Below are 26466 nucleotides of genomic sequence, written 5' to 3'. Positions count from 1 at the left end.
AGGGCCGGCATGGCGCTTACCGGGCGGTAAAGGTGAAGCCCATGTCCGAAGGCTTGAAGCTGTAGCTGCGCACGGCATGGCTTTGGGCATCGATGGCGAGGTCGAAGCGCGCCTTCGCGGAGACGTCCTTCGATACGCCGAACGGGGACAGGTCGAACGAGTTGAAGGCTTCCACGCGAACCTGCCAGGTTCTTTCATCCAGCCGGCTGGGGTGGTAGCTGTAATGCATGCCGTGCTTCACCGCGGCGGCGAGCACGGGCCTGAGCAGCGCGGAGAAATCCGTGGACAGTTCCGCCGCCATGTAGCTGGCCAGCTCGTCGATGTTGTCCGCCATCCAGCGTTCGGCGATCTGGCGGGCGAGCGCGGGGTCGTCGATCGGCGGGGTGCCGGGCGGCGGCGAGCACGCCAGTGCCAGCAGGCTGGCGAACAGCAGCAGGCCGCGTTTCATGAAGGTCCGGAGCGGAGGCACGGTGTCAGAACCAGGGCCGGCGGCCGATCACGTAGGTCTGCTCGAATTCCTCGTCCGGCTTGATCAGGTAGAGGATGAATTCGACGAAGGCGATGATCCCGATGACCATCGACGGGATGCCCAGCAGCACGATGCCGAACAGGAACACCAGCAGCATGATCAGCCCCTGCTTGGTGTAGCCCAGGTAGAACTTGTGCACGCCGAACACCCCGAGCAGTAGCGCCAGCAGCGCGGCGGGAATCTTCTTCGACGAACCGCAGCCAGCCGTGTCCGCGTAGAGGCCGCGGGCCTCGCCGTCGTGGGGCGTGAAATCGACGCTGCCGCCGGTGCGCGGGGTGCCGGGGGACTGCCATTCGCCCGCCGGAAAAGGGTAGCGCTGGCCGTCTGCGCCCGCGATCAGGCCGGTTTGCGTGGAAGCGTCGTAAGCGAGGATCTTGCCTTTCATGTGGGTACTCCAGACGGGGGAATCAGTAGGTGAACCAGACCGAACCATCCGGCCGCTCAATGCTGACCTTCAGCAACTGGGCGCGCACGGTGTACTGCCCGGCCTGCTCGGTGGTGTGCTGGGCGTAGGCATGCACGCGCGCCCGGTAGCGTTCGCTGGGCCGGGCCGCGCGCAGGTTCTCGATTTCGCGCGCCAGTTGTTCGTCGGCGATGGGCACGAGCGAGAACTCCGCGCCGTTGGTAAAGCTCAGCGCGTAGTCCTGCGGGCCGAAGCGCAGGTAGCTGTCGGCGGCGAAGCCATGTACGGGGAAGCCCCGGCGGTGGAAGTCGTAGGCCGCCAGTTGGACCTGCATGGGGATGACGATGTAGCGGTTCTCGCCGTGCTGGGCGAGTTGCGCCTCCAGCTGCGGGCGCAGGCTGCGCAGCAACTCCTGGCGCTCGAAGCGGTTCTCCGTGGCCAGAAAGGCCGGATCGGCCGCGGCGGCGAGCTTGTCCCACGGGACGTTGTCGCGTGACAGGGCGTGGTAGTGCAGCATCAGGTGCAGTCCGTTGCTGATTTCGAGGTATTGCCCGGCCGGGGTGTGCGGGTCGGGCTGGCTGCGCGCGGGCGGCGCGGCGCGTTGCGCATCCGGGGCATCGGCCGGGCCGCAGGCGGCGAGCAGGGCCGCCGCCGCGGCACACAGCCACACGCGCGGATGCGGGAAGCGCATGGCGCCCGGCGGGTTCAGGCGCGCCGTGCGCGGCGCAGGCCGGCGACCCCCAGGCCGATGGCGGCTCCCAAGGTGAGCAGCGCGGCGATCGCGCTCTTGATGAGGAAGCGCGTGACGGCCTCTTCGTATTCCTGCGGGTAGGCGCGCATGATCATGTTGTTGGTGGACCGCGAGAGGTTGCCGCCGGGCAGCAGGTCGCCGAACAGATTCCTGGCGCCCTGGCCCGCCTGGGAGAACTCGGCGGCGAGGCCCTTCATCTCGCTGACGATGAGCCCGGTGTTCATGGCGTCGAAGCGGTCCCGCTCGCCTTGCGACGGGAAGGCCACCCACACGCTGAGCGCCAGCAGCACGCTCACGGCCAGCGGTGCCAGCCAGGCCAGCGGCGCACGCCGGTCGGGCAGGAAGACCGGCGCCAGCAGCGAAACATAGGCGAGCAGCAGGAGCAGCACGGAACCCCAGCCCAGCAGCGTGACGGCGCTCATCTGGCGCTGGAACCATAAACTGCCGACGAGGAATACGGCGTAGCCGATGAGCACCGGCAGGCCCACGGCCGCCAGCGTACGCCGGCCGAGTTCGCCGCCGTTGCTGCCGATCAACTGGCCGGCGCTGCCCATCAGTTGGCCGGCGCCGCCCAGCCTCTCCTTCAGCGCGGCGGCCTTCTCCTTCAGCAGCACGTCTTCGCCCACCGGCGCGAGCGCCGTCAGGGTCTCGCCGTCAAACGTCAGCTCGACGGTGCGATTGAGCTGCGGGGCACTCTCGTGGCGCCAGTGACGGATGCTGAAGTCGAACTGCCGGCCGTCGGCGAAGACCACGCCGGTTCCGGCGTCGGCACTGTAATGGACGATCTTTCCGCGCATGTCGAACCCTTTTCGGAGGCTGTGGAGGACATGACGGATGGTAGGGAGCGGGCGGCGGCGCGCCCATTCGTCGGATTACCGGTGCATAGGGGTAGATGGTGGGCAATATTGCCTGGGGTGATCCGTAAATTGCGGGTACTGGGGCCGGTCATACCGAGATGCCCACCCGCAGGGTGCCAATCAAGGGCGGTGTTCCAGCCGCACGGCTGCGTGAGGAGCGGGTACCGGCAAGTTCCTGCTGATCCCGCAGGGTTCGCGCATCCTCGGGCGCTACAACAGCCAGGTCAGCTACGGGCAGAGCCGCGTGCAGGTGGTGTGGAACCGGATCATCCTGCTCGACACGTCTTCGCTCACGCTCGACAACCTGGCAGGCACCGACCCGGCCGGCTATGCCGGCCTGGAGGATGACGTGGATTGGCATTGGGATCGCATCTTTGCCGGTGCGGCGCTGACGACGCTGCTGGGCATCGGTGCCGAGCTGGCCGCACCGGAGAACCGGCAGGACGGTGACCGCGTCATCATCGCCGGCCGCGACAGCCTGCAAGACACGGTGACCAAGGTCGGTTAGGAAGTGACCTGGCGCAATCTCAACATCCAGCCCACCTTGACACAGCGCCCCAGCTTCCCGGTACGCATCATCGTCAACCGCGATCTGGTGTTGCGGCCGTACCAGCCGCTTTTCTTCAACAAGGGGACTTCACGATGACGACGACCAAAAAAGCTGCGGCTGGGGCCGCTGCCGAAGATGGAATCCACGAAGCTGACCTTTGCCTGCCTGCCTGCCCGGCCAGCCTGAAAACCGACCTCGGCCGCTACGCCGCGCTGCACGCGCAGACCTACGGCGAAGCGGTTGAGGCGCCGACGCTGATCCCACACATGCTCGAAGCCTTCATGGCGGGGGATCGAGGGTTCAGGAAAAGATAAACTAGATAGGAAGTAACAAAACCTAAACTGAATTTTATAATGTCTGGAGTCGGCCAGTTCAGCGCATCGTCATGACGGTATCTGTTGCGCCCTAGAAGCGCCGTGGCGCGCAACATTTTGCGTTGAATTTGGCTAATGCGCAGCGCAGGCACTGCAATCCAAGCTGCAGCTTCATCCTAACCTGTTGGGATTTAGCCTGACTTCCTATGCGGACAGGTGTTCGGGGGACGCGAGCGCACCAAGAACAACGGGGGAGTTGAGTGTCTATCATCAAAGAAGAGTATCGAGATCTTCCGCCGAGAGGCGATAAGCTCTGCGACGTGGTTGTCCTCGCACAGGCATGGAAGAAGTCGCACACCTACATCCGCCGCCACAACTGGTATGCGGATGTCTTGGAGTTGGACGCTTCGACCATCGACCTAGAAAACCAACTAAAGCAATGGACAGTGGAAGTTTGCCAAGCCGATTTCCGACCGAAGGATTTGCAGCTCGTTCCCGCGCCCAAGAACGCTCATTGGTGGTTTCGCCCGACACCCACGATTACTTCCGCACAGTTGTTGGAGCTTAACGTCGATGACCTAGGCAGTGAGCCGACGTTTGACGATTGGACGCCCAGCGAGCCAAGTCTGGGAGAAAATCCTGGTGTGCAGACAGAACAAGAACAGCCACGCCTGAAGCTGCGACCACTGGCCCACTTGTCTATTCGTGACCAAACCTTGGCGACGGCGGTAATGATGTGCTTGGCGGAAGCTGTTGAGTCCGCGCAGGGCGATACGACGGGCGCAGATATAGGGGCAATGCGCGCCAGTGGGGTGGTGAGCTATGGCAATCGGCTGCACTGCACATGGGAAGCTAATGCTGGCGTCCGGCCCCGGGCCAAATTTTCCTGGGGAAACAGCAGAACATATCGCCAGTACTTCCAAGATTACCGGGCTTTCCTCGCACGCCCTCGTCGTGTATGTGCGGATTTGGCGCATCAACTGCGGCCACGGCGAGAGCTGTTCGTGGTGTCTCTGGATATCAAGTCGTTCTTTGATCATGTCGATCGCGACGCCTTGCTCGCAGAGTTGAAAGTCTTTGAGGAGGAGCATCAGTCGGAACACGGGTTGCCTGACTGGGTGGCGGCAGACGCACAATTCTGGGAGCGAGTTGCGCGAATCTTCTCTTGGCAGTGGCGCGCTGATGATCAGCAAGAGGCCGCATTGATTCGCGGCGAAGAGCATCAAGAGCTTGAGCTCGGGTTGCCCCAAGGACTCGTCGCCTCGGGCTTTCTGGCAAACGCCTATTTGATTCGTTTCGACCGCGACATGCAGAAGTCTGCAGCCGATGGCGCCATGGTCGGCGGCGACGTCAAGCTGCTGGACTACTGCAGATATGTCGATGACATGCGTCTCGTTGTCGAGGCCAAGAGTGGGGCTGGCGGGCTTGGTCAGGCTGCGTTGTTGGGACATGTCAAAAGTTATGTGACCTCAGTTCTGAAGGCACATTGCGAGCGCATCGGTGCGCGGAGATCACTCGAACTGTCGTTAGATAAGTGCGTGACCACCTCATACCGAGCGATCTCGGCGCAGAGTCACGTGTCGGCTTTGATGGAGATGCTTAACGCAGAGTTGAGTGGGACCTTTGACCTAGAGTCTCTGGCACAGGCGGCGGGCGGCCTTGATGGGCTGTTGTGGGTATCTGAGCAGATTGAAAGCGTCGCCGATCCCGCGCCATCTCGATTGGGATTGGCTACGGTTGCCGTGCCCAACACTGACGTGAGAGACGACACCGTGAAACGGTTCGTCGCGACGCGAATTGTCCAGTTGATGCGGCATCGGTTGGCGATGACGCACCTCGAAAGTCCGGCTGGCTCGTCCGAGACTATTAGTGACCACGTGACACAGGGAGTGGTGCTGTCTCATGAGTTCGAATCCACGGCACGCAAGCTCATCAAATGCTGGGCCGAGAATCCTGCGCTGGTCTTGCTGCTGCGGTGTGGCTTGGACCTGTTCCCTCACCCCCGCCTGTTGAGTCCCGTGACCGAGGCACTCAGCATCAAGCTTTTCGACGTGGCGGCGGATCTGGACGCAGCAAAGCGCAGGCAAGTGCGCGTAGCAGAGTATGTCCTGGCGGACCTTTTGCGAGCGGGTGCGGTGGAGACTGGCTTCCGTGAGCCGGAGGATTACCCGGAGGGCGTTGATATTCAAGGTTACCGCGAGGACCTCGGCGGAATCGCGCGTCGCATCTTGACCGAACGGACTTCATCGCCTTGGTATCTCCGCCAGCAGGCCCACCTCTATCTGGCTTCTATCGGTGATGCGTCACTCGCTATGGTGGTCGAAGTTGCTCCCGAGGTACAGACGTACGCCGCATTGCAACGCGCGGCCCTGTTTGAGTCCGTGCGGGGTGAAGCGCTGAGAGATGTCATACCCTTAGCGATCGTGGCGCAGCAGCTGCAGCCGAATGTACGGCGCTTCGGTGTGTGGTTGTCGGAAGGGTTGCGGCGCACAGATGACGAAGGGATTCGGGAGGCTGTTGTGCAATCCGTGGCGCTGAGTCGTCCGGACTTGTTGATGGCAGCGCTGAGTGGGCGACGGGCCGCGAACTGGCGCCAATTTGTGCCAGCCGCGTTGGTCCAAGCCAGCAAGCGGACAAGCAACTCTCGGAGGCCCCAGGCTAAGTTGAAGGGTGCCCAGTCCCTCCTGCAAATCATCAGCGAGCCTAGCAACCTTTTCGACCAGGAAAATGCTCTGCTCATGCTGATTGATGCGTTACTTCGTTACCAGGGCGTAGAAGAGCAGTTATCCGCTGGGAAGAGCGCCGTTGACATCATGCTTCGATGCGAGGATTGGCAAAAACTATCGGAGATGCCTGAGCAGCCGGGCTTCCTGCATGTGGAGTCAATTGAAGGAGGCGATGCGACAAACCCGCTGTATGACAGTCCTCCTTGGGTGGCACCCGAAAAGGCTTGGCTCTACGGACTGGGGCGCATCCTGCGCTCGGCCCTTACCGGAGAGTTTGACTTCACGAGCCGTCGCTACCTTGTCACTGAGGAGGTGGGCCGATACAGTGGCCTGCGCAGCACCTGGTTCAAACGTCGTTTCGGCCTTTTGAACTCCGGACGTGGGTTGCTGGACGAGCCTGGGCCAGTGTCGCCGTGGCTCTCCAGCCTGCTTTCGACGCTCCTGCAATGGCCAGGAGTTGAGTTTCGCGCAAACGCAGCGTCGGCAGCGGGCGATGTTCGGACCGCAGCCGAACTGCTCGCGCTTGTTCAAGAGCGCATCGTGGCGCAGCGCAGACTGTTTGGCCACCGAAGCAAGACACCGATGTACGTGGTGCCTGTCGATGATCATGAGCCCTTGCAGGATAGGCCACTGCGCGTGGCCATCGTTCAGCCGATGCGCCCGCGGCGAGAAGAGTTTGATGACAAAGACCCGACGCATTGGACGCCGGGAACTTTGGCAGAACATCGCCGCCATCTGGCTGAGGTTTGCAGGCTGACTCATCAGAAGCTCAAGACCTGGTCATCGGCAAGCTCTGCGACCACATCCAACAAGAGCGATGATCCGGTAGTCGATGTCATTCTGTTCCCAGAGTTGGCCGTGCATCCGGAGCACGTCTTTTTGCTGAGACGACTTTCAGACAAGATCCGAGCCAACATTTTTACCGGCTTGACATTCCTTCATTCGCGCAAGGCTGGCGGCATCGTCAATCAAGGCCTGTGGCTGATTCGAACTGAGTCTGCAGGCCACGGGCGGGCATTCCAGTACGCTTGGCAAGGCAAGCAGCATCCGATGAAGGACGAGGTGAGGATGGGGGTGAAGGGCCACCGGCCACATGTGACGCTGGTCGAGTTGCCGATTGGCGCCAAGACCCGCACACGCATTGCAGCGGCCATTTGCTACGACGCGACGGACTTGGACCTTGTGGCCGACCTTCGCGACAGGTCGGATATGTTTTTGGTCGCAGCGCTGAACCAAGACGTGCAGACGTTCGACAATATGGTGGCTGCGTTGCATTTCCACATGTATCAACCAGTTGTCCTTGCCAACTCAGGCGAGTTTGGCGGGTCGACCGCGCAGGTGCCTCTACCCAAGCACGAGCGCCTCATTGCACATGTGCATGGAAATCAGCAAGTCGCTGTCAGCGTGTTCGAAGTTGACCCTTCTCTATTCAAATCCACATCCATAGCCAAGGCTCCGAAAGCTTTAAAGGCGCCGCCGGCTGGATACAAGGGGCGGCCCCGGTGAATGGAACCCGAAGAGTGCAATTCAGAAGCAGCAAGGACCCCATGAGCGATACGCCCGATCGGCTTGCGAAAAGATAGGCCAGGTAGAGCAACAAGTCCGTTGGCACTTTGATATTCGCCCCGCCACAGCGCGCTTCGGCTTGGTTTCCCCAGGCTCTCATGTGGCTCCTAGGCCACAACCATGCCCCCCTGCAAGCGGCACGAAACAGAGCTAACCTATTGCCCGATATATGGTTTCAAGCCTCACTTGATTTGCACGAAGGGTTTGACGCAGGCCATTTTTGGGGGGTCGAATCGGGCCGAACGGATGGAGGACTTGCGTATTCCGCCCAGCAATCGCCTTGAAAAGCTGGTGGGCGACCGTACCGGGCAGTGGAGCATCCGCATCAACGATCCATGGCCCTTGCCCGTTCTGGCGGCTCAGGCACACCGCCCCGCTGCGCACAGCAGGCGGTACATGCGCACCGTGGAGCGGGTGTCGAGCTTGTGGTAGATGCTCTCCCGATGGCTGTGCACGGTACGGTCGGAGATGCCGAGTTCGCGGGCGATGGCCTTGCTGGAGAGATCCTTGACCAGCAGGCGCAGCACCTTCCATTCGGCAGTGGTGATCTGTTCCAGGCGGGAGATTTCAGCCGCGCCGATGTCGTCGCTGGCCATGCCGGCACTGCGCCGCGCGGCGCGGATTTCCTGCGAGCGGTTGAGCGCCTCGATGAGCGGAATCTGGCGTACCGGCTTGGGCAGCCACTGCACCGAACCCAGTTCGTGGGCCTGGTGGCCGACCTCGCCGTCGGCGCCGGCATTGATCATGATCACCGGGGTATCCACGCCGGTATCGGCAAAATGGCGGAGCAGATCCAGCCCGTTCAGCCCCGGCATGAAAAAGTCCAGCAGAATCGCGTCATAATCGCACGGGTTGGCGCCATCGCGGAAGGTGGTGGCCGAATCGAAGCCGTCGGCCCGGTGCCCCAGGGCATCAAGCGTGTTGCCCAGGCCGGTGCGGACGTGCGGGTCGTCGTCGATGATGGCGATGCGCAGGGCGTTCATGGCGTGATCGGAGCGGGATGGAAACGGGTTGAACACGGGCAAGCATTCGCTGTCGGGCTGGACGCTCGCCATCGGCATCGGGCTGGCGGTGCTGCTGGGCGCCGGTGGCACCTACCTGGCGCAGCAGATGCTGGAGCGGCAACTGCGCTTCCAGGCCGACACCCTGCTCAACCGCACGGAACGCTGGGTGGGCGAATACCGCTCGATGCTGCTCGGGCTGCGTAGCCTGTTCGACACCTTCGGCAACCTGCCGAGCGAGAAATTTCAGCAGTATATCGACAACCTCGGCCTGGACGCGCGCTACCCCGGCCTGGTGCGGGTGGAATACGTGGCCAGCATTCCCGAGGTGAGCGCACCGGACACCGAAGCGGTCCCGGCCACCCTGTACGTGCCGGTGCAGGAAGCGGTGGGCATGGAGTCCGCGCTCGGCGGCATCCGCCTGGAATCGAGCGCGCTGGCGTTGAGCGCGGACGACCCGGCCACGGTGGCCGGGTTCGGGCGGGTCGGCGTGGTCTCCGACGGGCTGGCCGGCGAACGGGTCGGGCTGGGCTACAAGCTGCCGGTCTACCGTCCGGCCGCCTTTCGTGCCGGCAGCGAGGCGGCGGCGCGCGACTACCTCGGCTGGGTGGGCGCATGGCTGGACATCGGGCGCATGTTCGAGGAAGCGCTGGCCGACAGCGCAACCCGCGACGTGGCGCTACGGGTGAGCATCGACCAGCCTGGCAAGGCGGATGAGGCCATCCTGCACACGACCATCTTCGACAGCCGCGGCGGCGAACCAGGCTGGTTGCTGGGCAGCAAGCGCATCGCCTTCGCCGACCACCACTTCGAACTCTCCGTGCTGGCCACGCCGGACCGCTGGCTGCGCGCCCAGCCTTTCCTGGTCGGTGCCACGGTGACCTTGCTCGGCGTGCTGCTGAGCGCCTTGCTGGCCAGCCAGATCCGCCGCCGCTACGAGCACCGCCTGCGCGAGAACGAGCGTCAGATCGAACAGTACGCCCACGTGCTGCTGATGGGCGAACTGGCCGCAGCCATCGCGCACGAAGTGCATTCGCCGCTGCAGGGCGTGGTGAGCGGCATCGAAACCATCCAACTACGCGCCCGCGAGCACACCCTGCCTCCGGAAAGGCTGGCCGCGCTGCTCACGCAGATGGACGCGGCGGTCGGCCAGGCGATGGGCCGGCTGGAGGAAATCCGCCGGCAGATGCACGCCGATCGCGTCGATCCAGCGCCGGCCCGCATGGACGTCGGTGACATCCTGCGCGAGGTGGAAGCAGTGAGCCTGCTCGACGGCCGCCGCCCCGGCTGCGAACTGGCAGTGCGCGCGCCGGAGGTACCTATGGCGGTGCTGGGCAACCGCATTGCGCTGGTGGGTGTGCTGAGCAATCTGGTGCGCAACGCCAGCGAAGCCATCGAACTGGCCGGCCGGCACGACGGACGCATCCGGGTCGGCGCGCGTCCGGCGGACGACGAGCTGCACGCCGAGATCGTGGTGTCGGACAATGGGCCGGGGCTGGACGAACAGGTGCTCGGGCAGTTGTTCCGTTCCTTCACTACCACCAAACCCTTCGGTACCGGGCTCGGCCTGCCGAGTTCACGCCGGGCGATTCACCGCATGGGCGGCACCATCGACGGGGGTAATCGGCCGGGGGGCGGCGCGGAGTTCGTTATTCGGCTACCGCGGGCGAATTGAATCGGCACTTGCCCACGGTCAATGGGATGTGTCTGAGGGAAGCAGACAGCCTATGCGCTCTCACAAGGGCGGCATCTCGGCCGGAGCGGTCGGTGGGTTGCCATGCTGGCGACTGCCGCTGCCGGCCATTAGCAGCCGGTCAGCAGATTCACATGGCTGGCTGCTTCAGGCTGAGAACTGCCGGTCACACATTCCTCGGTAAACGACCACTGCTTGACGAAGAACGGAAGGCAAGCGCTGTTGATTTCCATCCAGAAGTGACCCAGTAAGGTCTCGGGTTAGGACTGCATGGAAATCAAATTTAGGTGCTCTCTGCGTCACGCTTGCCCTTTTTGCTGCGAGACGTTTTACCTGTGGTGACGCTTGAGCGGTTTTCAAGGTCGAGTGATTGTTGAGATTGCTGGCCCCGCACAGCATAGCGACCACGCTCAGGGGACTCCCTTCGCACTTCGTGTCCTCGGACCTGTAGGGCAACTTCGAGGATTTGGTTGATCGCATCCGTCAATGCACGCTCCCTCGCAGAGATCTCAGGAATAGCGCGCATCTCATCGCCTCCGCTTCCCTGGCCCAGGCGAACCTGCAGCACAACACCTGGTACAACCTCGACCCCAAGTGTGCGCGGTAGCATCTTGGGCAATCCTACCAACTGGTCCAAGTCGTCGAGCGAGCCAGCGAGCCATGCGAACTCAGCCCATCCAATGTCTGCTGATGAGGTGTCGGTCCATTCGAACCGAGGCTTGAGAAGGCGCTCCGCACCCTTGACAGCGCGCAGCCATGCGCCATCCCAGCAGCGTGACCCGGCAAGTGCGGCTATCAGGCCAAACCAAGCAAACGCCGCGGGTGCTGCCCTCCGAAATCGATTCAATAGGAACGCATGAGACGTGCTGCGACCCACCATGAAGGCGGCAGCAGCGAGCATGAACGCACCCGACGACGCCAACTGCGAGGCAGGGAGCCTGAGAACATCGTCGGAGAACTCGTTGAATGCCATGACGCGTTCCTCCGCGGAATCGCTTCGGAGACCCGTATACCGCTCTAGAAAGAGGCCGCCTTCTACGGACACTGGGTCCACTTGGTCACGAAGAAATCCGCTCGCCGCCTCAGCTACTATGAGAACTGACTCATGCACCTCGAAATGGCCCTCAATCCTGGCGTTGCATAGAGCCCATATAGGGGTGAACTGAGAAACGGTTACTGGTTTACGGGCGAACCTCGAATCGCTCGATATGGTCCGAAGTCTGTCCACGCATTGCTGCGTCGCGTCGCCGCTGCCAAACAGGTGGAAGGCCCGTCCAACCGGCAATGTCAGTGAACTTGCGAGGCGGGACAGCGGCATGTTCCGCAAATCGACGTCCGACTCGGCCTGGGCCAGCACCTCACCAATCGAGACCGAAGCCCACCTCTCCGGGTAGAAGCTCCCAACGTGGCTCGAGTTCTTCCTCTTCGACGAGAACGTGACCCAGTCACTGAGCTTCACTACTCGCGCGAACTGGCTTATGGGAAACGCTTCGTCGGCGAACGCTCGGAGCCACGACATCGTTTCGGTGGCGGACTCGTCCTCAACAATCACCAGCGAGGGTCCAGACATTGAGGACATCTCCGCCCCGTCGTTGTCCAAGTACCCAAGCGCTAGTTTCCCTACCCGAAGGTCCGGTAGAGGCGGACTGCTAGAGGACTGCCCGCTCGGCGAGGCTTCGCCGAGAAGCACATCCAGTAAATCTTCCCTACCGACGGCGAACCATCGAATCACTTCGGTCATGCGTCCTCCTCAAAGAGGGCATCCATATCCATGAGCGCAGGTTTCGCAAAGGCGTTTTCGATCGCTGTACTAGTGGGACCTGTCCGGAACACGTTCAACGCCGTGCGCGCTCGGGTGATACCTGTATAGGCCAACTTTGTTCGGCGAAGGGGATACCCATAAAGCTCTTCTGCTGCGAAGATGTGTACGGCCCGGAACTCTGTGCCTTTCGAGCCATGGAGGGTCATCACATGAATTCGTGCATCCGACGAAAATGAACCACCCCCTTCCTGGCCGTGGTAGGCCACCAAGCCGGCAAGTTCGGTTTTGTCGAATCGTTCCTTCAGTTCCGCGATAGCCTCATTGGTTCCAGCGAATACGCCAATATTGTCATCGTTGAAAGCCACCAATTGCACACGAATTAGTTCTGCCATCTTGGCGAACTGCTCGTCGCGGCTATCCTTTGGATGTAGCTCAGCGGTGGACTTACCTTGCAGCTTTTCGTTGTAGTTCGCTCGAGCTGCAAGCCCCGCCGCTCCTTCGGGGGGCGGAACCAATCTATCTGCTACCTGAGCAATTCGCTGGCCGATGCGGAAGTGGCTCGTCAGCTCATGCTTTTCGAGCTTCAATTTCTCCGCAATAGACAGCCCGTTTTGATAGTAGATGCCCTGCTTATCATCACCGCATATGCATATTTTGTCGCTCAGACAGAGTAACTGCTCCAGTTCATCCGCCGACAGGTCCTGAGCCTCGTCGACAAATATCGCGCTGTACATCTTTTCTGATGGCCGCTTTGAGTTTGCTTCCTTCAGCTTTTCAAGAATTTCGGCTCGAGTTGCTTCGTCAAAGGCACTCCCCTTGGGCTTCTTGCTGACGCCTAGTTGGTCAATGATGTAATTTCCCGCCCACGAGTGGAACGTCATCACTTGACCCGCGGAGATGTGTCCTGATTTCCCAATCCCCGAGCGGATGAAATCGCAAAGGGAATTAGTAAATGTAATGATTAGAGCATTCTTATCGCCGTTACCAGCTAAGAACTGGGCCCGTAATAGCAATAGGTTGGTCTTGCCAGAGCCCGGCGGGCCTACCAGCGAATAGCGCCCTTGGGGTGGTAAATTAATAAAATCAATTTGCTCCGGGACCAGTTCGCTCTTCTTGCGCCACCAACTCGATCTCACCTATTCCCTCCCTTTATTTAGACTGAAGTACCTTGAAGCGTGCTCGCGTCTCCACCTGTTGCCTCAATGCGCGAAAGTGCAAGCCCTACAAGTTCGGCAACCTTATTCGCGATAGCCGTTACTGTTTCGTCCTCAGCGGCTCCAATGCCCATCTCTAAGCAAGCCTTCATTGGAGTTTCTGGGTGCCTGGCTGCGGATGAATTCGACTGAAACATCGCTCCGGCCTCCATTAGGGCAGACTTTTCATAGACTCCAGATTTCCAGGATACGTCGCAGTCGATACGGACAAGAATTGATTTCTCCGGACTGACGGTGAACGCAATATTCGCAGGATTGCTCGCGTAGTCGGTAATCATAGTTACCGGCAATTCCGTGCCGCAGGCTGCGATTAGCTCGGTGCGGACTCTCTCAAATATTCGAGTGCAGTACTCCTGTCGCTCGTAAGCGAGTCGCGCAGTGGAAGTTGATTTTGAGACCTCCCCTAAATGCCCCAATCCTTTCGATAATTTGGTCTTCAAAGTAGTTAATGGATCATCGATCTTATTGAATTGGAATTCGTCCCAGCCAACCAAAGACAAACGAGTATCGAGATCTTTGGTCAAGCAACGAAGCGCAAGCGCCTTTTCTGCCGAAAGGCGTTTCGCATCAGTATCGGAGAAGCTGGGTTGCTTTGTGAGGACCGCGCGAGCAACTAGCCATCGATTTTCGAGGAGAATTTCATATTGAAACAACGCCTCCTTCTTAATGAGGTCATGCAGAACTGCGCCAACCTGATAGAAGTTCAAGCCCTTCCATAATTTATCGGTAGGCTCATCAAGTCGGAATAGATATTCCGGCGAGCTGTATTGTGCTGTTGCAAGAAACGGTCGACCAACGCCCGCGTCAGTTATTGCGGCGTCGTTCTCGTCAGAATTGTCGAATTCTCTAGCAACGCCTAAATCAAGTAGCTTCAACTCTTGGAAATCGGTGGATATATGAATGTTCTCTGGTTTGATGTCCCGATGAACAATATTCATGCCTTCAAGATATTTGACCGCATCCACAAGTTGGCCCATAAGTCGACCGATGGCATCATCTGGGACTTTGCCAAGTTGCTTCGAAAGCTGCGGCCAATCATTGAATTCCATTTCAATAATCGCCGTACCTTGTGACTCATCGGCAAAATAGGTCTGGATGAGGCTGGGGCACTTGTGGTCAATTAGCCGCCGCTGGACGTCAAGGCGTCGTTTACTCGCTGCGGCGGGTGCTCCAAAAAATAGGTTAGGATTGAAAACCTTAACAGCCCTGAGTCCGTCATTTCTTTGAACCTTGAATATTGCCGCAGAACCTCCTGCATCAACGAAATCAATGGACTCATAGCCGCCCGTAGATTCCAGATGCTTGACTAGACGTTCTTTGAGATTCTTAACAAGCTCTTGTTCAAGTGCCGGCATATCTCACTCCTACACTAAAGGTACCTCGAAAAACCTCATTTTCAAAAATCGGCCTATGTAAAAACAATAAATTGCGCAGGGTTTTTCTGCAAAAACTGGGGTTTTTCGATGTACCCTAAACATACTAGCATGTCAACAGATGAACCATCAGGGATTCTCTGCACAAGTCCTTCGTAGCCGTGCTTGGCTTGAGCTGACATGAGGGCACTGAAGCAGTCATCGGCGCGCAGCAGCCCCTGCGAATCCATCGCCATTCCGTGCCTTGGGGCTCGCATGTGCTGCTCTTTGCCGACGTTGTGCCTGCTGCACGCGCACCTGTACCATCGCCGATAGCTTGTGCCGGGCCTGCGACCCACGAGTTGCACGCGGTAGCCGCTGAAGTCGTCGGAAGTAGTGACGACTGACTACTTGGCGGCCGCGTTGTCAAAAGCCTTTGCTAGGTAGTTTGCCGATTTCCGCAAACTGGGGGCTTGCACGAACTTCCGCTCTTGACCCCATTGCAGCCGTCGATCTCCCATGGGCGACCAACTGCAACCGCTGCGCAGCAGGCGTTGGCTGCTGACACGTGAAGGACCGCAATGGGTCGATAGCGGTAATTCGGAAGCCAAACGCCGTACGACTGCTTTGGCCGACAACCCGCCGCCCATCGGTACCGAACAAATCTTCCCCGGCCTCAGGATCGGCCGGCGCGCCGGGTGCGTCCGAGTCGGCTCGCGGCTGGTGGACGATAGGTTGCATGCCAGAATCCCGGTGTCGGATAACGAGCCGGGGTTGGTCGACCGTGTCCTGGGGCAGTTGTCCCTTTCCTTCTCCACCACCAGGCCATTTGGCACAGGGCTCGGCCTGCCCAGCTCGCGCCGTGTCATTCACCACATGGGCGGGGTGGTCCTCAGCGGCAACCGGTCCGAGGGCGGGGCGGAGTTCGTCACCCGCTTGCCGTAGGCGGGCTGATCTGCCATCCGCTACAGGACGTCGCACCAGACCGCCGTGCGGTCCCAGGCTGTGCCGCGGCAGTTGAAGTTCAGCCCCAGCAGTTCGCCGATCCGCCCGATTTGCGCTGGGCAGTCCACCACACCGTCCGGCGGAGGGGAGATGCCACGCTGGGCGCGGACGGTGGCGATCGCCGCCTGCTTGTCGGCTCCGGACTGCAGTGCTGCCTCCAGCGCGCCGGCATTGCAGGCCACCGCCGCCGCGCTGGCAAAATCCATCGGATCCAGGCGGCGAAAGCGCACCACCGGCGCCTTGGGATCCACCCCCGCATCGACGAACAGGCGCAGCACCCGTTTGGCCTGTTGTGCATCCATCGGGCCGGCCAGCCAGAGGTAATGGGCCAGGGCATTGCCTTCCTCGCCGTAGAGGCTGAGCGGATTCCAGCCGGCGGCGAAGAAAAGTTCGAGCGCCTGCAGGTCGCTGTTCATCAACGCGTCACCGAATCCCTGGTTGCTCCATGAAATGCCAAGCTTGACCAGTTCCCTGCGCGGATCGGGTGGGGGTGCGGCCGGCCGCTCGCTGCGCGGCGGCAGCTTGACGACCACGGTGGCCGGTGCCGCTTTGCGGGGATCGAAGAAGAAATCCCCTTCGATGGAGGATTCGATCCACGGCTGCTGGCGGCCCTCGGTTGCACTGCGCACCTGCGCGCCAACGGCCTTGAAGACGTCTTCCACCTTCAGGCCGGGATGGCGGTTGATGGTGTCGAGCAGCGCCTGGGTGTAGGGGCTGTGCTTGCCGCCGCCGTCCTTGGCTACGTCGTTGGGGGCCGTGGCATAGGCGATCAGCGTGCCGCTGGGGCTGCTCATGCGTGCCAGCCCCTGCAACGGGCTGCGCGTGCCCCGGCGTACGGGAAAGCTGCGGCAGGCATCCAGAATCATCAGGTTGAGGCGGTTGTCCGAGCGCTGGAAACGGCTGAACACGTCCTGCACGCTGATTCCGGCCGGACGGATGTCGTCCTCGTCTTCGATGTCCGCATCCACCGGAATCATGAAGTTCTCGCCATGGGCCTGGGTGCCGTGGCCGGCGTAGTAGAACAGCCCGACCCCGCCATCCGCCAGTCCGCCGCCGAACTCGCGCAGGGCCTGCACCATCTGCAGGCGGGTGGCGTTCTCCAGGCGGATCACCTCGAAGCCGAAGCGCCCCAGCGTATCGGCCATCGCGCGCGCATCGTTGACCGGGTTTGCCAGCGGCGCCCACAGATCGTAGTCCGCATTGCCGATGACCAGCGCCACGCGCCGCTCGGCGGGAATGTCCAGCGCGGCCGGCGGGCGGCTCGTATCCAGCCCCCGGTCCGAAGGCAGAACAGGCAACGGGGCAAGGAGCAGCGCGGCACACAGGCCGATCCAGTGTTTCATCGTCAAGGCGTGGTCTCCAGATGCAGAACCTGCTCGACCAGTGGCGGCCCATCGGCCGGGTTCGCAATCTCATCGAGCAGCACGAAACCGTTGGGCAGCACCTGACCCGGCAGAGGTGGCAGCGTATCGACGGCTGTCTGCAGGGTGATGCGCTCGCGCCCGAACGGTGCGGCAACGGTCAGTGCCTGGTCGAATTCGGTGGGGAAGTGGTAGCGCGTGTGACCGTCGAAACCGTTGTCGATCCGGTGGGCGTTGGGCAGCACCTGGATACGCTGGCCTGCGGCGTCCTCGTAGATCAGCCGTGCGTGAAAGCGCCGGTTGGCGCCGAAGGTGAGCTGGATGCGCTCCCCCGCGCGGTAGCGGTCGCGGGGCGATTGCAGGAAGGCGCGCAGCGGCAACCGCGCCTCGTCGGCGCGCGCAGCATCGACCAGCCCCACCTGGCGCAGGCTGCGTGCGCGCAGGGCGAACCATTCTTCGGCGCGGTCGGTATCGGTCTGCGCAAGCACCGTGAGGGACGCCAGCATGTCGCACCAGGCGCCTGCCGTACCGTACAGGGCCGGCAGTGCTTCCTTGGGTGCCCCGGCAAGACGGGCACGAAGCACTGCATCGGCTTCCGCGAAATAGAACTCGCCGCCCAGCACGGTTGCTGTCTGGCCGGTGCCTTCCGGGGCCAGGGTGGCGGTCCAGCGGTAGGAGATGCCCGGACGCAACCGCACATCGAAGTCGGCCAGCGGCAAGGCGAAAAAACCGCCCTCGTCCGGCGTGGCTTGGAGGACGTGGCGGAGGAGCGGCTTGCCGGTGTCTGCTTCGGATACCACGTGCTCAATTCGCTCGATGCCGCCGGAGGCGTACCAGAACAGCGTCGGCTGATCGGACAGGCAGCGGCTGGGGTGGTCGGCGAGGATCAGCGAGACCCGGGTGCCGAGGGCGCGGTCGAGGCCGTGGCGGTCGAGGGGGGCGGTGCTGGCTGCGCCTGAGGGTGGGGCGTAGGTGGTTTCAGGCAGTGGTTGGGATGTGGCGTGGGCTGGCGATGCGAGGGTAAACGCCGTAGTGGTGAGCAGCGCGATGAAGAGGGCTCGGTAGGTGCTGAGGTGCTTCATGTGGCGGGGGCTGTGGCGATGTCTGCCAGATGGGAAGGCGATGCGATGGGAGATGCTCAGTGAGGCGGTATGATGCCAGCGTGCGTTGGTACTCCGTGCGCGCTGCGGCCAAGCTCTGCATGCGTTTGCCTTGCGCCTTCAGCCTTTCTTGCCGGTTTTCGGGCTGGGCTGGATGAACTGTTCTGTCAGCTCGGGGTAGCCCGCGCTGGCGCCCAGCACCATCAAATGGCGTGCTGCGGCGCTGGCCGTGCAGTTTTCCAGCCGGGCATTTCGGCCAGCAGGTCGCGCTCGTCTGGCAGAAAGGCGATGTTGACGCGGCGCAGTTGATCAACGCCGTTGGGGGAGCGGCTTCGCTGTGCGCCTTCGCGGAAGGGAATTGATGCTGGGGTCATGGTGTAAAGTCATGAACAGAGATAAAGACAAGCACATTATTTGTTCGATCGTGCAAATAATCAACATGAGATTATATGAGAGAGCAAATTTCATCCCGGCTTCGGGAGGAGAGGAGGCGTCTTGGTTTCAGTAGCCAAGCGGACTTCGCTGCTGAAATTGGGGCGTCCTCCAGTTCCGTCCACAACTACGAAGCCGGCAAGCGCTCCCCTGACGCCGAATACTTGGCGAAAGTCGCAGAGATCGGTGGAGACGTGCTCTACATCCTCACCGGCCAGCGTTCGGTAGGAGAGCTGGCACCGGATGAGGCTGCGCTGCTGGATAACTACCGGCACTCGCCACCAGAGAAGCAGAGTGCCTTGAGGGAAGTTGGGGCTTCGTTCGCGCAACGCGATGAGGCGGTGAAGAAGGCACGGCAGAGCCACAGGTAGATTGATGTCTTAAGGAGGGTTTGAGGGTGGCAAACAAGAAAAAAGAAGCTGATCTTGTACATGAGGACGTTGAGGTTTCTTTTAGCAAGCTGCACTTTGATCCAGTCAATCCGCGCGGTGAGCCTGAAGCGGATGAGGGTAAGGTGAGGGAGTTGTTCGGATCCCAGTCTGAAACCCTGATCCTTGCCACTCATATGGCAGAGCATGGCCAAAACCCGTTGGATCGTCTCGCAATAATTGAGCACTCCCAGCTGCCAGGCCACTATTTGGTCCGCGAGGGAAACCGGCGGCTCTGCGCGATGCAGTTGCTCCGAGATCCTGAGCGGGCTCCTAGTGAAGAGTTACGCAAGGCCTATCGACGCTTGGCCGAATCCGGGCGTCAGATTCCCAGCAACGTACAAGCAGTCTTGTTTTATGCGAAAGGTAAAGAGCGTGTCTGGATGTCGGTCAAGCATGAGGGGCCCCAAAATGGTTTAGGGACTCTCTCATGGGGGGCAACAGAGAAAACCCGATTCAACCGAGAAGGGGAAACAGGTAAGACGCGCCCCAAAAACCCTAACAGGCAAGCAGAGGCGTTGCTGACTTATGCAGTTAACGAGGAGCTGATCTCAGCGGAAGAGCGCAGACTGATTTCACTTACTACTGTTACCCGTTATCTGCCGAATGTGCGCACGGCGCTTGCTCTGTTGAACAAGGAAGACTGCACGACCAATGCCCGGCGCGAAGAGTTCAACGCAGCGCTTCAACGGTTTTTGAAGGATGCGAAACAGCCGTCTGAGCCAAACGGTGTGGCCCCAGTGCATTCGCGTTCGAACTCCGATGAGCGCAAAGATTACGCGGAGAAGCTCCGAGGGGAAGGATTTTCGCCTAGAAACCGGGACCAGGACGCCTACGACCCGTCGGCTGTGCCGCCGCCCAAGCCTGAAGGCAAAGGCAAAGCTGCACCCAGGAATCCAGTCCATCCGGGTAAGCGAAAACAGCTCGTTCTAAGTTCGTTTGTCGTCCCGGTTAAGGACCCGGTGCTTTTGCGTTTGGTGGCTGAAGGAAAGGAACTTAACCCTGATGAGGCGCGGTTCAGTTGCAACTACCTCAACCGCGTGATTCTGGAGCGTGTGGTACATCTGTACGCAACCAAGCACGGGATAGGGCGGGATGGGGATTTCGGGCAAGTGGTGCAGCGTGTAATTGACCATGCAAAGGCGTCTGCCCAGCCGCCATCCAAGGGTATTGCGAACGTGCTGACCAAGACAGCAGACAAGAAAACCTCCTATTCGTACGAGCAGATGAGCAACCCGGTGCATGGTGGCTCTATCCCCTCAGGGGCTGACAACAAGAGCAACTGGGAGAACCTCCAGCCGGTTCTGGAGTACCTTCTGTCGAAGTTGAAATAGTGCTGGCCAGCCACGGTTGTTTTCGCTAAGGTACCAGCATGCCGATCACCGATACCCCTCTGCGCTACCCTGGTGGCAAGACCCAACTCACCCCGTTTGTGGTTGAGTTGCTCCGCTCCAACAACCTGCTTCAGAGCGTTTACTGCGAGCCGTTTGCGGGTGGGGCCGGTATCGCCTGCAGGTTGCTACTGAATGGCACGATTGCGGAGGCGTGGATCAACGATATAGACCCCGCTATCCATGCCTTCTGGCACAGCGTTCTGAACTCGACAGATGCGCTGTGTCAGCGCATTTCTGGCACTCTGGTGGACATTGCTGAATGGCACCGGCAGCGCGAAGTGTATGCAGACAAAACGGCTGACACCCTTGATCTTGGCTTCGCAACCCTCTTTTTGAATCGCACCAACCGATCCGGGATTTTGAAAGGAGGGGTTATCGGTGGGGTTAATCAGACGGGCAAGTATCTGATTGATTGCCGCTTCGGCCGTGCTGAGTTGATTCGGAAGATCAGGCGGATTGCGCTGTACAAAGAGCAGATTTACCTCACGTGCATTGACGCACGCGAGTACATCGCCAGCGAGCTCAAGAAGTTGCCTGAACACGCACTTGTGAACGTCGACCCGCCGTATTACAGGGCCGGACCTGATCTTTACACCAACGCCTACAATCACGATGACCATCTGTCACTGGCAGCGGAAGTGCGGAAAATGCCGCACCGCTGGATGATGACGTATGACGATGCTCCAGAGATCAGCGCGATGTACGACGGTTTGAGGCAGTACCACAAAACGCTTACGTACTATGCCCAGGTGAAGAGGTCGGCGTCTGAGCTGTTGATTCTTTCCGATGGTCTGATTGCTCCACCGGCGCTCCTGGAGGCGCAGGCGAAAGCTGCTTGATAGGTAGCCGCCCACAACGAACAAACCCGCCTTGAGGCGGTTTTTTTAGTTTCACCATGACTCCAGTCCGGTACTTCGCTGGACTACGCCAAGATTAGATGATTCAGTTTTATCAATAACTTAGGCGAGTTCATTATATGCCGGTGCTTTCTGAAACTTGACCCGACTTCCACTCTGCTGGCCCCTAGAAGGCTCCTGGAAACCGGGTCTTTCCGAGGAGTCATCATGGCAAAAATCAAACTCACCAAGTCCGCTGTCGATGCGGCACAACCCCAGGCGCAGGCCGTCGAACTCCGGGATACGCTGGTTCCCTACCGGCGAGTCTACCGAGAGACACCAGTCATTGAAATGCGCTACGATCTACGCTCCCCTAAAGTTCTTTTCCGATTCGAGCAAGGAGTTGTTCGATCACGTCGCACGCCTGCCGCTGCCGCAACATCCTCGCCTCACGTTGCTCTGGTTCATCGCCTTCGCCCAGCTCGAACTTTGCGACCGACACCGGACCGTCCTTGCGATAGCCCTCGGCTTTCTTGTCGCTTGCGAAGCGGCTGCGCAGAATCGCCAGCGAGGCCGCGACGACGGCACCGTGCTTGCCGTTGCGCTCCTTGTGGAAAGCCGCAGCCACGGCGTCCAGTCCTTCGGATGCGTGTTCAATGCAATAGATCAGATCGTGCGCGTCCTTGCGTTCGAAGCGCTGATCGAACGCAAACGACTTCAGGCAGGTAAAGCTGACCAGGTTGGCATGCTTGATCTGTTCCGTCGCGCTTCCGTTGTCGCCGAGGAGTTCAGCCTGAATCTCTGTGATTTGGTAAAGGTCAAAAACGATGGACGAATACGGGATATTCAGTGCAGAGATCGTGCCTTCAGTCGGCAATGGCTGTACCTTGCCACCAGCGATGTCCGGTGCATCCGCCAGCAGTTCCAGAACCATCAAAGCGCCATGTTCAGTGCGGGTCTGCCAACGCCAGGAAAGCTTTGTACCGGCACTGTTCTCGGCCCGCTCGAACCCCATCTTCTTGAGGTTGTCTTCGAGTGTGTGATACGCCTCGGTATCCGCCAGGATTTGCAGGTCGATCACGATGTCCACGTCGAGAGTGCCTGCGTGCGCCGGCACTACCGGAGGCCGCGCGGCAACGAGATATCGCGGCGCGAGTCCACCGATCAGGTAGATCGATTCTTTCCACGGTCCGAGTCCGCGCAGCAGCGTCACGAGGACGCGTTCGCAGTCCACCGTGTACTGGTCGCTGTAGCCATCGAGCGTTGCGGGTTTTGCCATCAGAATCCGATCCTTTCCTTGCGCAAGTGCTCGGCCATTTCCTTGGCGCGGCCTTCGCCGCGCAAGAGGTCGAGATAGACCTGGACCGGGCTGGCCAGCCAAACACCACCGACGTTTTGCCGAAATAGCAGTTCTCCCGCCGACTTTGTCTCAATGATCGCGAGGTTCGCCCCTTCATTGACGACGCGCGCACCCAATTCAGCCATTGCCGTCTCGGCACTGGTGCTGGGTAGCAGTCGAGCTCGCACCTGCGAGATGCCAGACAAGAAGGGGGCATAGCGCTGCGCAGCGGCTTCGTAGCTCACCGCGTAGGCGACCTGATGCGTATCGAGTGTCTGGCCGAGGCGTTCGATCAGTGCATCAGATTTCAATCCGGGCACGAAATACCGGCGCAGCACTGGCGCGCGCTGTGTGGCGAGCTGTTTCGCCCAAGCATCGAGCAACGCATTTGGATCGCGCAGATGCCGCTCCTTGCTCGGCCCCTGTCCTCGCGACACCAACCAGTCGAACCGCTCCAGCTCGCTTAGTACGTCCGAGGCCGTGGACGGGGCCACCTGTGCCCGTTCGGCCACTTCGGTAACACCAAACCACTCCTCGTGATTGACCAGGAGCGCGTACAAAACCTGGGTGCGCCGCCCGGAGAAGAGTGATCGCACCGACTTTTCCAAAGTCTTCGGAGCCGGCTTGTCGATGTAGATGTAGGCGCCAGCGGCCGCCAGGAACAAGCTTCCGCCACTATCGAAGTAGCCGATGCGCTCGGCTCTGAGCAATTCTTTCGCCCCCGGTGAAAGCGACTCGGCGATCAGCAGATGCTGCACATCGGCGTAGTGACCGTGCTGCAGCGACTTCAACTGCCACAACGCCTGGCGCACATCTCGGGGATAGATGGACTTCTTTGCCTCAACCAGCAAGACAATCGATTTACCGGCGACGTGCAGATCAATCTTCGCGTCGGCGCGACCAGCGGCTTGAATAGCAGGCTCCAACTGAGTCAACTCGGCATGCACGTCCGGCAACTCCCGGAGTGAATCCAAGAGCTGTTGGATCAGAGCGTGTTCCACGAAGGTCGATTCGGTCATGACGGCCGTTATTTCCTGTTCAGCGAATAACTGCACTATACCGAATATTTGGCATAAGAACCATATTCGCTGCGCAGCGAATTCCCTTCCGGGGGGGGGGCTGAATGTGACGGTCGTCCCGGTGTTCCGCCGTCGGGCTCGCGGGCTCTTCGGTACCTGCGTGACAGCATGTGCCTGCAGTTGGTCAGTGCTATGCCGACGAAGGATGCTCCAGCTTAAGTACCGGCATGACGCCCGCCACCCACGCGCGAAATGCCCGTTCGAAGCCCTTGGGATCGAGTACAGCAAAATAGGGGCTTGACGCCGGCCCTTTTTTGGGGCTACGGCAACAGCCGTACAAGATCCGCAGCATCCCGCCGTTTGTAGTACCGCAGAACTTGCTGCAAGGTCCGGAAGCCCGCGACCTGCATGAGGTCCATCGGCACCGGGATGAAGCCCGCGAGCATGGTGATTGCGCAGTGACGTAGATCATGCCACCGGAAATCTGCAATCCCCGCCTGCTTGAGCGCCCGCTTCAGTCCCGACTGCAAGACGTCATGGGTCACAGGGAAGATCCGCATATCTGCGCGTGGCATTGACTGCAGAGCCTGCGCCGCCTCGGTCGTGAGGGGGATTACACGCTGATCACCATTTTTGGTGCCTGCGATCAGTTGGTGCGTAAGCTGATCGAAGACGCGCCGGACATGCAGCAGACGGGCGTCGAAATCCACATCCCGCCATGTCAGGCCAAGCAGCTCGCTCAGCCGCAGCCCTGTCTGTTCGGACAGCCTGACGGCTGGCAGCACGTTGAGGTTGCGGCATTCGCGCAAAGCGGCGTGCAACCGGGTACGTTCGTCGTCGCTCAGTACACGGTCGCGCACGTTCTGGAAGACTGGCCGCTTGATGAGGTCGGGGTGGCAAGGATTGACGGCCAACTGACACCCAAGCTCCTTGGTCGCGGCGTCGATCACCTGCCGGAAAGCGATCAGTTCCTTGCTGACTGTCGAGGGCGCGGCGGTCTTCATGCGCCGAGATCTGAAGTCCGCGAAATCCATCGGGTCCAGTTCTGTGACAGGTTTCGTCGCGACCTTGTCCCGCCGCAGCCGATTGAGTCGGGCGATCTCCCGCTGTTGCGCCGTTGGGGTGCGGCGCCATTGCTTCACCCGTTCATCGATGAACCACTGGATGATCTCGGCGAGCGTGCGCTCGTCCGTCCGCACCGTGCTGACGGGGCCGCCTTCGTACGCGAAATCCTCCTGGTGCTGCGCCCAGCGAATCGCTTCGTACTCGGTGTCGAAGGAACGGCTCTGCCGGATTCCGTGGATACACACCTCGATACGCCATTTCTGTCCACGCCGTCTGATATGCGACATCCCTGCACCTCCATGCCATTGAAAAAACTGAATGGCGCAGATGCAGGGAAGTCATGCGATACCAGCGAAAAGATTGTCAGGTCGCCGGATCGGTCATGTAAAGCTTTTGCACGAAAAAATCCTTTCGTCATCGTCGATCATTCTTGCAGGGAATGTTCTCGAGCCCCGGGAATGGTCATGCGTCCCCGGAATCGCGTGCTGAAGCACCACGGAAAGGGGCTTGGGCGGGGACGACCGCTGCGGCGGCCCCGGTCGATCAAGGCAAGCGCAAAGCCAGTTCCGCCGCCTGCCTGGCGGTGTAGTAGCGCACCACCTGCTGCAAGGTCTTGTGCCCGGTGACTGACATCAGGTCCATCGGAATCGGGATATGGACCGCCAGTGCGGTCACGGCGCAGTGCCGCAGGTCGTGCCAGCGGAAATCCTCGATCTCCGCGCGCTTGAGGGCACGCACGAACGCCCCGTCGAGCACTTCGTGCGTGGTTGCGAAGATGCGCTCGCCCTGGCGCGGCAGCTTCTGTAGAACCCCAACCGCCGTGGACGTGAGCGGAACGTGGCGCATGCCCGAGTTCTTCGTGAAAGGCTGCAACGCCCCGCTGAACTGATCGAGCACCCGGCGCACGCAGATCGTGCGTGCCGCCAAGTTGAAATCCGCCCATTTGAGCCCGAGCAGTTCGCCGCGGCGCAACGCCGTTTCGGCTGCGAACTGAGCCGAGGGCAGCACGTAGGGGCTGTCGCAGCGTCCCAGTTCGGCCCACAGCCGTTCGGTTTCCTCCGGGGTGAGAATCCGGTCGCGCTGGTTGTTGAAGCGCGGGCGGCGGACGACATTGGCGTCGCACGGGTTGGCCGGCAGGCGGTATCCCCACTCGGTCATCGCAGTCTTGAGGACGAGGCTGAAGGTATTGAGTTCCTTGCAGATCGTCGAGGGCTTCGCCAGGCGCATCCGCCGCGTACGGTAATCGGCGAAGTCCTGGGCGGTGAGGCGGAAAATCTTCTTCTGGGCCAGATCGGTTCGGGCCAGTACGCCCAGGCGGGAAATTTCGCGATGTTCGGTGGTCGGCGTGCGCCGCCAGCCGATGACGCGCTCCTCGATGAAGCGTTCGATCAGTTCGGCCAGGGTGCAGTCTTGATCGGCGGACCTGGCGATCAGCACGCCATCGTCGGCGGCCGCTTCGAGCCGCCGCGCCCACCGTTTCGCTTCATCCTTGGTCGCGAAGGTCTTCGAGCGGCGGGCGCCCTCGACGCACACTTCGGCCCGCCATCCCTTGCCACGTTGCTTGATGCTTGCCATGACGCTTGTCTCCGGAAAGTGGAAAAAGCGCTGACGAACGGCAAGGGGCGGGTGCGCGTCTCTGCCCGGTGTGCGAAAGCCAAGGTGCGGAAGTGAGGTCCGGCAGGAGGCGTGTCCGGGGTTCCCGGAGGCCCTTCGGGCACCCCCGCAGAGGGAGGTGGCCGAAGGCGATTTACGCCAATTTACGCCAGACC

The 26466-nt window shown here is 60.7% G+C and carries 25 protein-coding genes; 10 read left to right on the top strand and 15 right to left on the bottom strand.

The window, feature by feature from the left end; translation table 11 throughout:
- Positions 1-16: 16 nt before the first annotated feature.
- The 4 genes from E6C76_RS08665 to E6C76_RS08650 are packed head-to-tail and all read right to left on the bottom strand — an operon-like array spanning position 17 to position 2480.
- Positions 17-448: a hypothetical protein gene (locus E6C76_RS08665; protein ID WP_136347837.1), complete on the bottom strand. Its 432-nt coding sequence runs from the start codon at positions 446-448 to the stop codon at positions 17-19.
- A gap of 25 nt (positions 449-473) precedes the next feature.
- The gene (locus E6C76_RS08660) at positions 474-914 is read right to left on the bottom strand and encodes a TM2 domain-containing protein (protein WP_136347836.1); all 441 of its coding nucleotides are present in this window, start codon (positions 912-914) and stop codon (positions 474-476) included.
- 22 nt (positions 915-936) lie between these two features.
- A complete protein-coding gene (locus E6C76_RS08655) occupies positions 937-1623 on the bottom strand; it encodes a DUF4852 domain-containing protein (protein WP_136347835.1) in 687 nt (228 codons plus the stop codon).
- Positions 1624-1637: 14 nt separating this feature from the next.
- Positions 1638-2480 (bottom strand): hypothetical protein, encoded by an 843-nt coding sequence (locus E6C76_RS08650; protein WP_136347834.1) that lies wholly within the window; start codon positions 2478-2480, stop codon positions 1638-1640.
- Positions 2481-2715: 235 nt separating this feature from the next.
- Here E6C76_RS08650 and E6C76_RS08645 point away from each other — a divergent pair, with 235 nt between their 5' ends.
- The 5 genes from E6C76_RS08645 to E6C76_RS22620 all read left to right on the top strand — a co-directional run bounded on the left by E6C76_RS08645 (position 2716) and on the right by E6C76_RS22620 (position 8128).
- A complete protein-coding gene (locus tag E6C76_RS08645; protein WP_456320489.1) occupies positions 2716-3048 on the top strand; it encodes a TrbI/VirB10 family protein in 333 nt (110 codons plus the stop codon).
- 3 nt (positions 3049-3051) lie between these two features.
- Positions 3052-3186, top strand: coding sequence for a hypothetical protein (locus tag E6C76_RS22740; protein ID WP_456320488.1), 135 nt, complete (start codon positions 3052-3054; stop codon positions 3184-3186).
- Positions 3183-3404, top strand: a complete 222-nt coding sequence (locus tag E6C76_RS08640) for a DUF2274 domain-containing protein (protein WP_456320487.1) — start codon at positions 3183-3185, stop codon at positions 3402-3404. The genes E6C76_RS22740 and E6C76_RS08640 overlap by 4 nt, the downstream gene beginning before the upstream one ends.
- 260 nt (positions 3405-3664) lie before the next feature.
- A complete protein-coding gene (locus tag E6C76_RS08635) occupies positions 3665-7636 on the top strand; it encodes a reverse transcriptase domain-containing protein (RefSeq protein WP_136347833.1) in 3972 nt (1323 codons plus the stop codon).
- Positions 7637-7816: 180 nt separating this feature from the next.
- Positions 7817-8128, top strand: coding sequence for a type II toxin-antitoxin system RelE/ParE family toxin (locus tag E6C76_RS22620; RefSeq protein WP_136347832.1), 312 nt, complete (start codon positions 7817-7819; stop codon positions 8126-8128).
- Here the strand turns inward: E6C76_RS22620 and E6C76_RS08625 are convergent.
- Complete coding sequence (locus E6C76_RS08625; protein WP_168734291.1) at positions 8056-8679, bottom strand: response regulator transcription factor; 624 nt, start codon at positions 8677-8679, stop codon at positions 8056-8058. The genes E6C76_RS22620 and E6C76_RS08625 overlap by 73 nt on opposite strands.
- Positions 8680-8707: 28 nt before the next feature.
- On the opposite strand from E6C76_RS08625, the gene E6C76_RS08620 reads away from it, so the two are divergent.
- A complete protein-coding gene (locus tag E6C76_RS08620; RefSeq protein ID WP_136347830.1) occupies positions 8708-10372 on the top strand; it encodes an ATP-binding protein in 1665 nt (554 codons plus the stop codon).
- Positions 10373-10673: 301 nt separating this feature from the next.
- Here the strand turns inward: E6C76_RS08620 and E6C76_RS08615 are convergent, their stop codons facing one another.
- From E6C76_RS08615 to E6C76_RS08600, 4 genes are read right to left on the bottom strand one after another with little or no spacing between them, the layout of a single operon-like run.
- Positions 10674-12131 (bottom strand): hypothetical protein, encoded by a 1458-nt coding sequence (locus E6C76_RS08615; RefSeq protein ID WP_136347829.1) that lies wholly within the window; start codon positions 12129-12131, stop codon positions 10674-10676.
- The gene (locus E6C76_RS08610; protein WP_136347828.1) at positions 12128-13288 is read right to left on the bottom strand and encodes a UvrD-helicase domain-containing protein; all 1161 of its coding nucleotides are present in this window, start codon (positions 13286-13288) and stop codon (positions 12128-12130) included. Before E6C76_RS08610 ends, E6C76_RS08615 begins: the two co-directional genes overlap by 4 nt.
- Positions 13289-13305: 17 nt before the next feature.
- A complete protein-coding gene (locus E6C76_RS08605) occupies positions 13306-14721 on the bottom strand; it encodes a serine/threonine protein kinase (protein WP_136347827.1) in 1416 nt (471 codons plus the stop codon).
- 53 nt (positions 14722-14774) lie between these two features.
- Positions 14775-14969: a hypothetical protein gene (locus E6C76_RS08600; RefSeq protein WP_136347826.1), complete on the bottom strand. Its 195-nt coding sequence runs from the start codon at positions 14967-14969 to the stop codon at positions 14775-14777.
- Positions 14970-15237: 268 nt separating this feature from the next.
- Here E6C76_RS08600 and E6C76_RS08595 point away from each other — a divergent pair, with 268 nt between their 5' ends.
- On the top strand, positions 15238-15663 hold the full coding sequence (locus E6C76_RS08595) for an ATP-binding protein (protein ID WP_136347825.1): 426 nt from the start codon (positions 15238-15240) through the stop codon (positions 15661-15663).
- Positions 15664-15683: 20 nt separating this feature from the next.
- On the opposite strand, the gene E6C76_RS08590 is transcribed toward E6C76_RS08595, so the two are convergent.
- Complete coding sequence (locus tag E6C76_RS08590) at positions 15684-17066, bottom strand: caspase family protein (RefSeq protein WP_230976228.1); 1383 nt, start codon at positions 17064-17066, stop codon at positions 15684-15686.
- Between the two features lie 2 nt (positions 17067-17068).
- On the bottom strand, positions 17069-18166 hold the full coding sequence (locus E6C76_RS08585; protein ID WP_136347823.1) for a DUF928 domain-containing protein: 1098 nt from the start codon (positions 18164-18166) through the stop codon (positions 17069-17071).
- Positions 18167-18633: 467 nt separating this feature from the next.
- Here E6C76_RS08585 and E6C76_RS08580 point away from each other — a divergent pair, with 467 nt between their 5' ends.
- From E6C76_RS08580 to E6C76_RS08570, 3 genes are read left to right on the top strand one after another with little or no spacing between them, the layout of a single operon-like run.
- A complete protein-coding gene (locus tag E6C76_RS08580) occupies positions 18634-18987 on the top strand; it encodes a helix-turn-helix domain-containing protein (RefSeq protein WP_136347822.1) in 354 nt (117 codons plus the stop codon).
- A gap of 26 nt (positions 18988-19013) precedes the next feature.
- Positions 19014-20378, top strand: a complete 1365-nt coding sequence (locus E6C76_RS08575) for a hypothetical protein (protein ID WP_136347821.1) — start codon at positions 19014-19016, stop codon at positions 20376-20378.
- 38 nt (positions 20379-20416) lie between these two features.
- Entirely contained in the window at positions 20417-21277 is an 861-nt protein-coding gene (locus E6C76_RS08570; protein WP_136347820.1) for a DNA adenine methylase, read from the top strand.
- Between the two features lie 370 nt (positions 21278-21647).
- Here E6C76_RS08570 and E6C76_RS08560 read toward each other — a convergent pair whose 3' ends face one another.
- From E6C76_RS08560 to E6C76_RS08545, 4 genes are all read right to left on the bottom strand, one after another.
- Positions 21648-22553 (bottom strand): antitoxin, encoded by a 906-nt coding sequence (locus E6C76_RS08560; protein WP_136347819.1) that lies wholly within the window; start codon positions 22551-22553, stop codon positions 21648-21650.
- Positions 22553-23632, bottom strand: a complete 1080-nt coding sequence (locus tag E6C76_RS08555) for a type IV toxin-antitoxin system AbiEi family antitoxin (protein ID WP_136347818.1) — start codon at positions 23630-23632, stop codon at positions 22553-22555. The genes E6C76_RS08560 and E6C76_RS08555 overlap by 1 nt, the downstream gene beginning before the upstream one ends.
- Before the next feature lie 320 nt (positions 23633-23952).
- Positions 23953-24984 carry a tyrosine-type recombinase/integrase gene (locus tag E6C76_RS08550; RefSeq protein ID WP_136347817.1) on the bottom strand — a complete coding sequence of 344 codons (1032 nt, stop codon included), beginning with the start codon at positions 24982-24984 and terminating at the stop codon, positions 23953-23955.
- Positions 24985-25240: 256 nt separating this feature from the next.
- Positions 25241-26272, bottom strand: coding sequence for a tyrosine-type recombinase/integrase (locus tag E6C76_RS08545; RefSeq protein WP_136347816.1), 1032 nt, complete (start codon positions 26270-26272; stop codon positions 25241-25243).
- Positions 26273-26466: the final 194 nt, after the last annotated feature.

The organism is Pseudothauera nasutitermitis (genome assembly GCF_004801295.1).
GTDB classification, from domain to species: Bacteria; Pseudomonadota; Gammaproteobacteria; order Burkholderiales; family Rhodocyclaceae; genus Pseudothauera; species Pseudothauera nasutitermitis.
The sequence above is the reverse complement of the archived record's forward strand: the minus strand, read 5'-3'. Positions and strand labels throughout refer to the sequence as shown.

Coding starts and splice junctions, on each gene's coding strand:
- E6C76_RS08665 (WP_136347837.1), bottom strand. CDS start 448: ATGAAACGCGGCCTGCTGCTGTTCGCCAGCCTGCTGGCACTGGCGTGC.
- E6C76_RS08660 (WP_136347836.1), bottom strand. CDS start 914: ATGAAAGGCAAGATCCTCGCTTACGACGCTTCCACGCAAACCGGCCTG.
- E6C76_RS08655 (WP_136347835.1), bottom strand. CDS start 1,623: ATGCGCTTCCCGCATCCGCGCGTGTGGCTGTGTGCCGCGGCGGCGGCC.
- E6C76_RS08650 (WP_136347834.1), bottom strand. CDS start 2,480: ATGCGCGGAAAGATCGTCCATTACAGTGCCGACGCCGGAACCGGCGTG.
- E6C76_RS08640 (WP_456320487.1), top strand. CDS start 3,183: ATGACGACGACCAAAAAAGCTGCGGCTGGGGCCGCTGCCGAAGATGGA.
- E6C76_RS22620 (WP_136347832.1), top strand. CDS start 7,817: ATGCCCCCCTGCAAGCGGCACGAAACAGAGCTAACCTATTGCCCGATA.
- E6C76_RS08625 (WP_168734291.1), bottom strand. CDS start 8,679: ATGAACGCCCTGCGCATCGCCATCATCGACGACGACCCGCACGTCCGC.
- E6C76_RS08615 (WP_136347829.1), bottom strand. CDS start 12,131: ATGACCGAAGTGATTCGATGGTTCGCCGTCGGTAGGGAAGATTTACTG.
- E6C76_RS08605 (WP_136347827.1), bottom strand. CDS start 14,721: ATGCCGGCACTTGAACAAGAGCTTGTTAAGAATCTCAAAGAACGTCTA.
- E6C76_RS08600 (WP_136347826.1), bottom strand. CDS start 14,969: ATGGATTCGCAGGGGCTGCTGCGCGCCGATGACTGCTTCAGTGCCCTC.
- E6C76_RS08595 (WP_136347825.1), top strand. CDS start 15,238: ATGGGCGACCAACTGCAACCGCTGCGCAGCAGGCGTTGGCTGCTGACA.
- E6C76_RS08590 (WP_230976228.1), bottom strand. CDS start 17,066: ATGAAACACTGGATCGGCCTGTGTGCCGCGCTGCTCCTTGCCCCGTTG.
- E6C76_RS08585 (WP_136347823.1), bottom strand. CDS start 18,166: ATGAAGCACCTCAGCACCTACCGAGCCCTCTTCATCGCGCTGCTCACC.
- E6C76_RS08580 (WP_136347822.1), top strand. CDS start 18,634: ATGAGAGAGCAAATTTCATCCCGGCTTCGGGAGGAGAGGAGGCGTCTT.
- E6C76_RS08570 (WP_136347820.1), top strand. CDS start 20,417: ATGCCGATCACCGATACCCCTCTGCGCTACCCTGGTGGCAAGACCCAA.
- E6C76_RS08560 (WP_136347819.1), bottom strand. CDS start 22,553: ATGGCAAAACCCGCAACGCTCGATGGCTACAGCGACCAGTACACGGTG.
- E6C76_RS08555 (WP_136347818.1), bottom strand. CDS start 23,632: ATGACCGAATCGACCTTCGTGGAACACGCTCTGATCCAACAGCTCTTG.
- E6C76_RS08550 (WP_136347817.1), bottom strand. CDS start 24,984: ATGTCGCATATCAGACGGCGTGGACAGAAATGGCGTATCGAGGTGTGT.
- E6C76_RS08545 (WP_136347816.1), bottom strand. CDS start 26,272: ATGGCAAGCATCAAGCAACGTGGCAAGGGATGGCGGGCCGAAGTGTGC.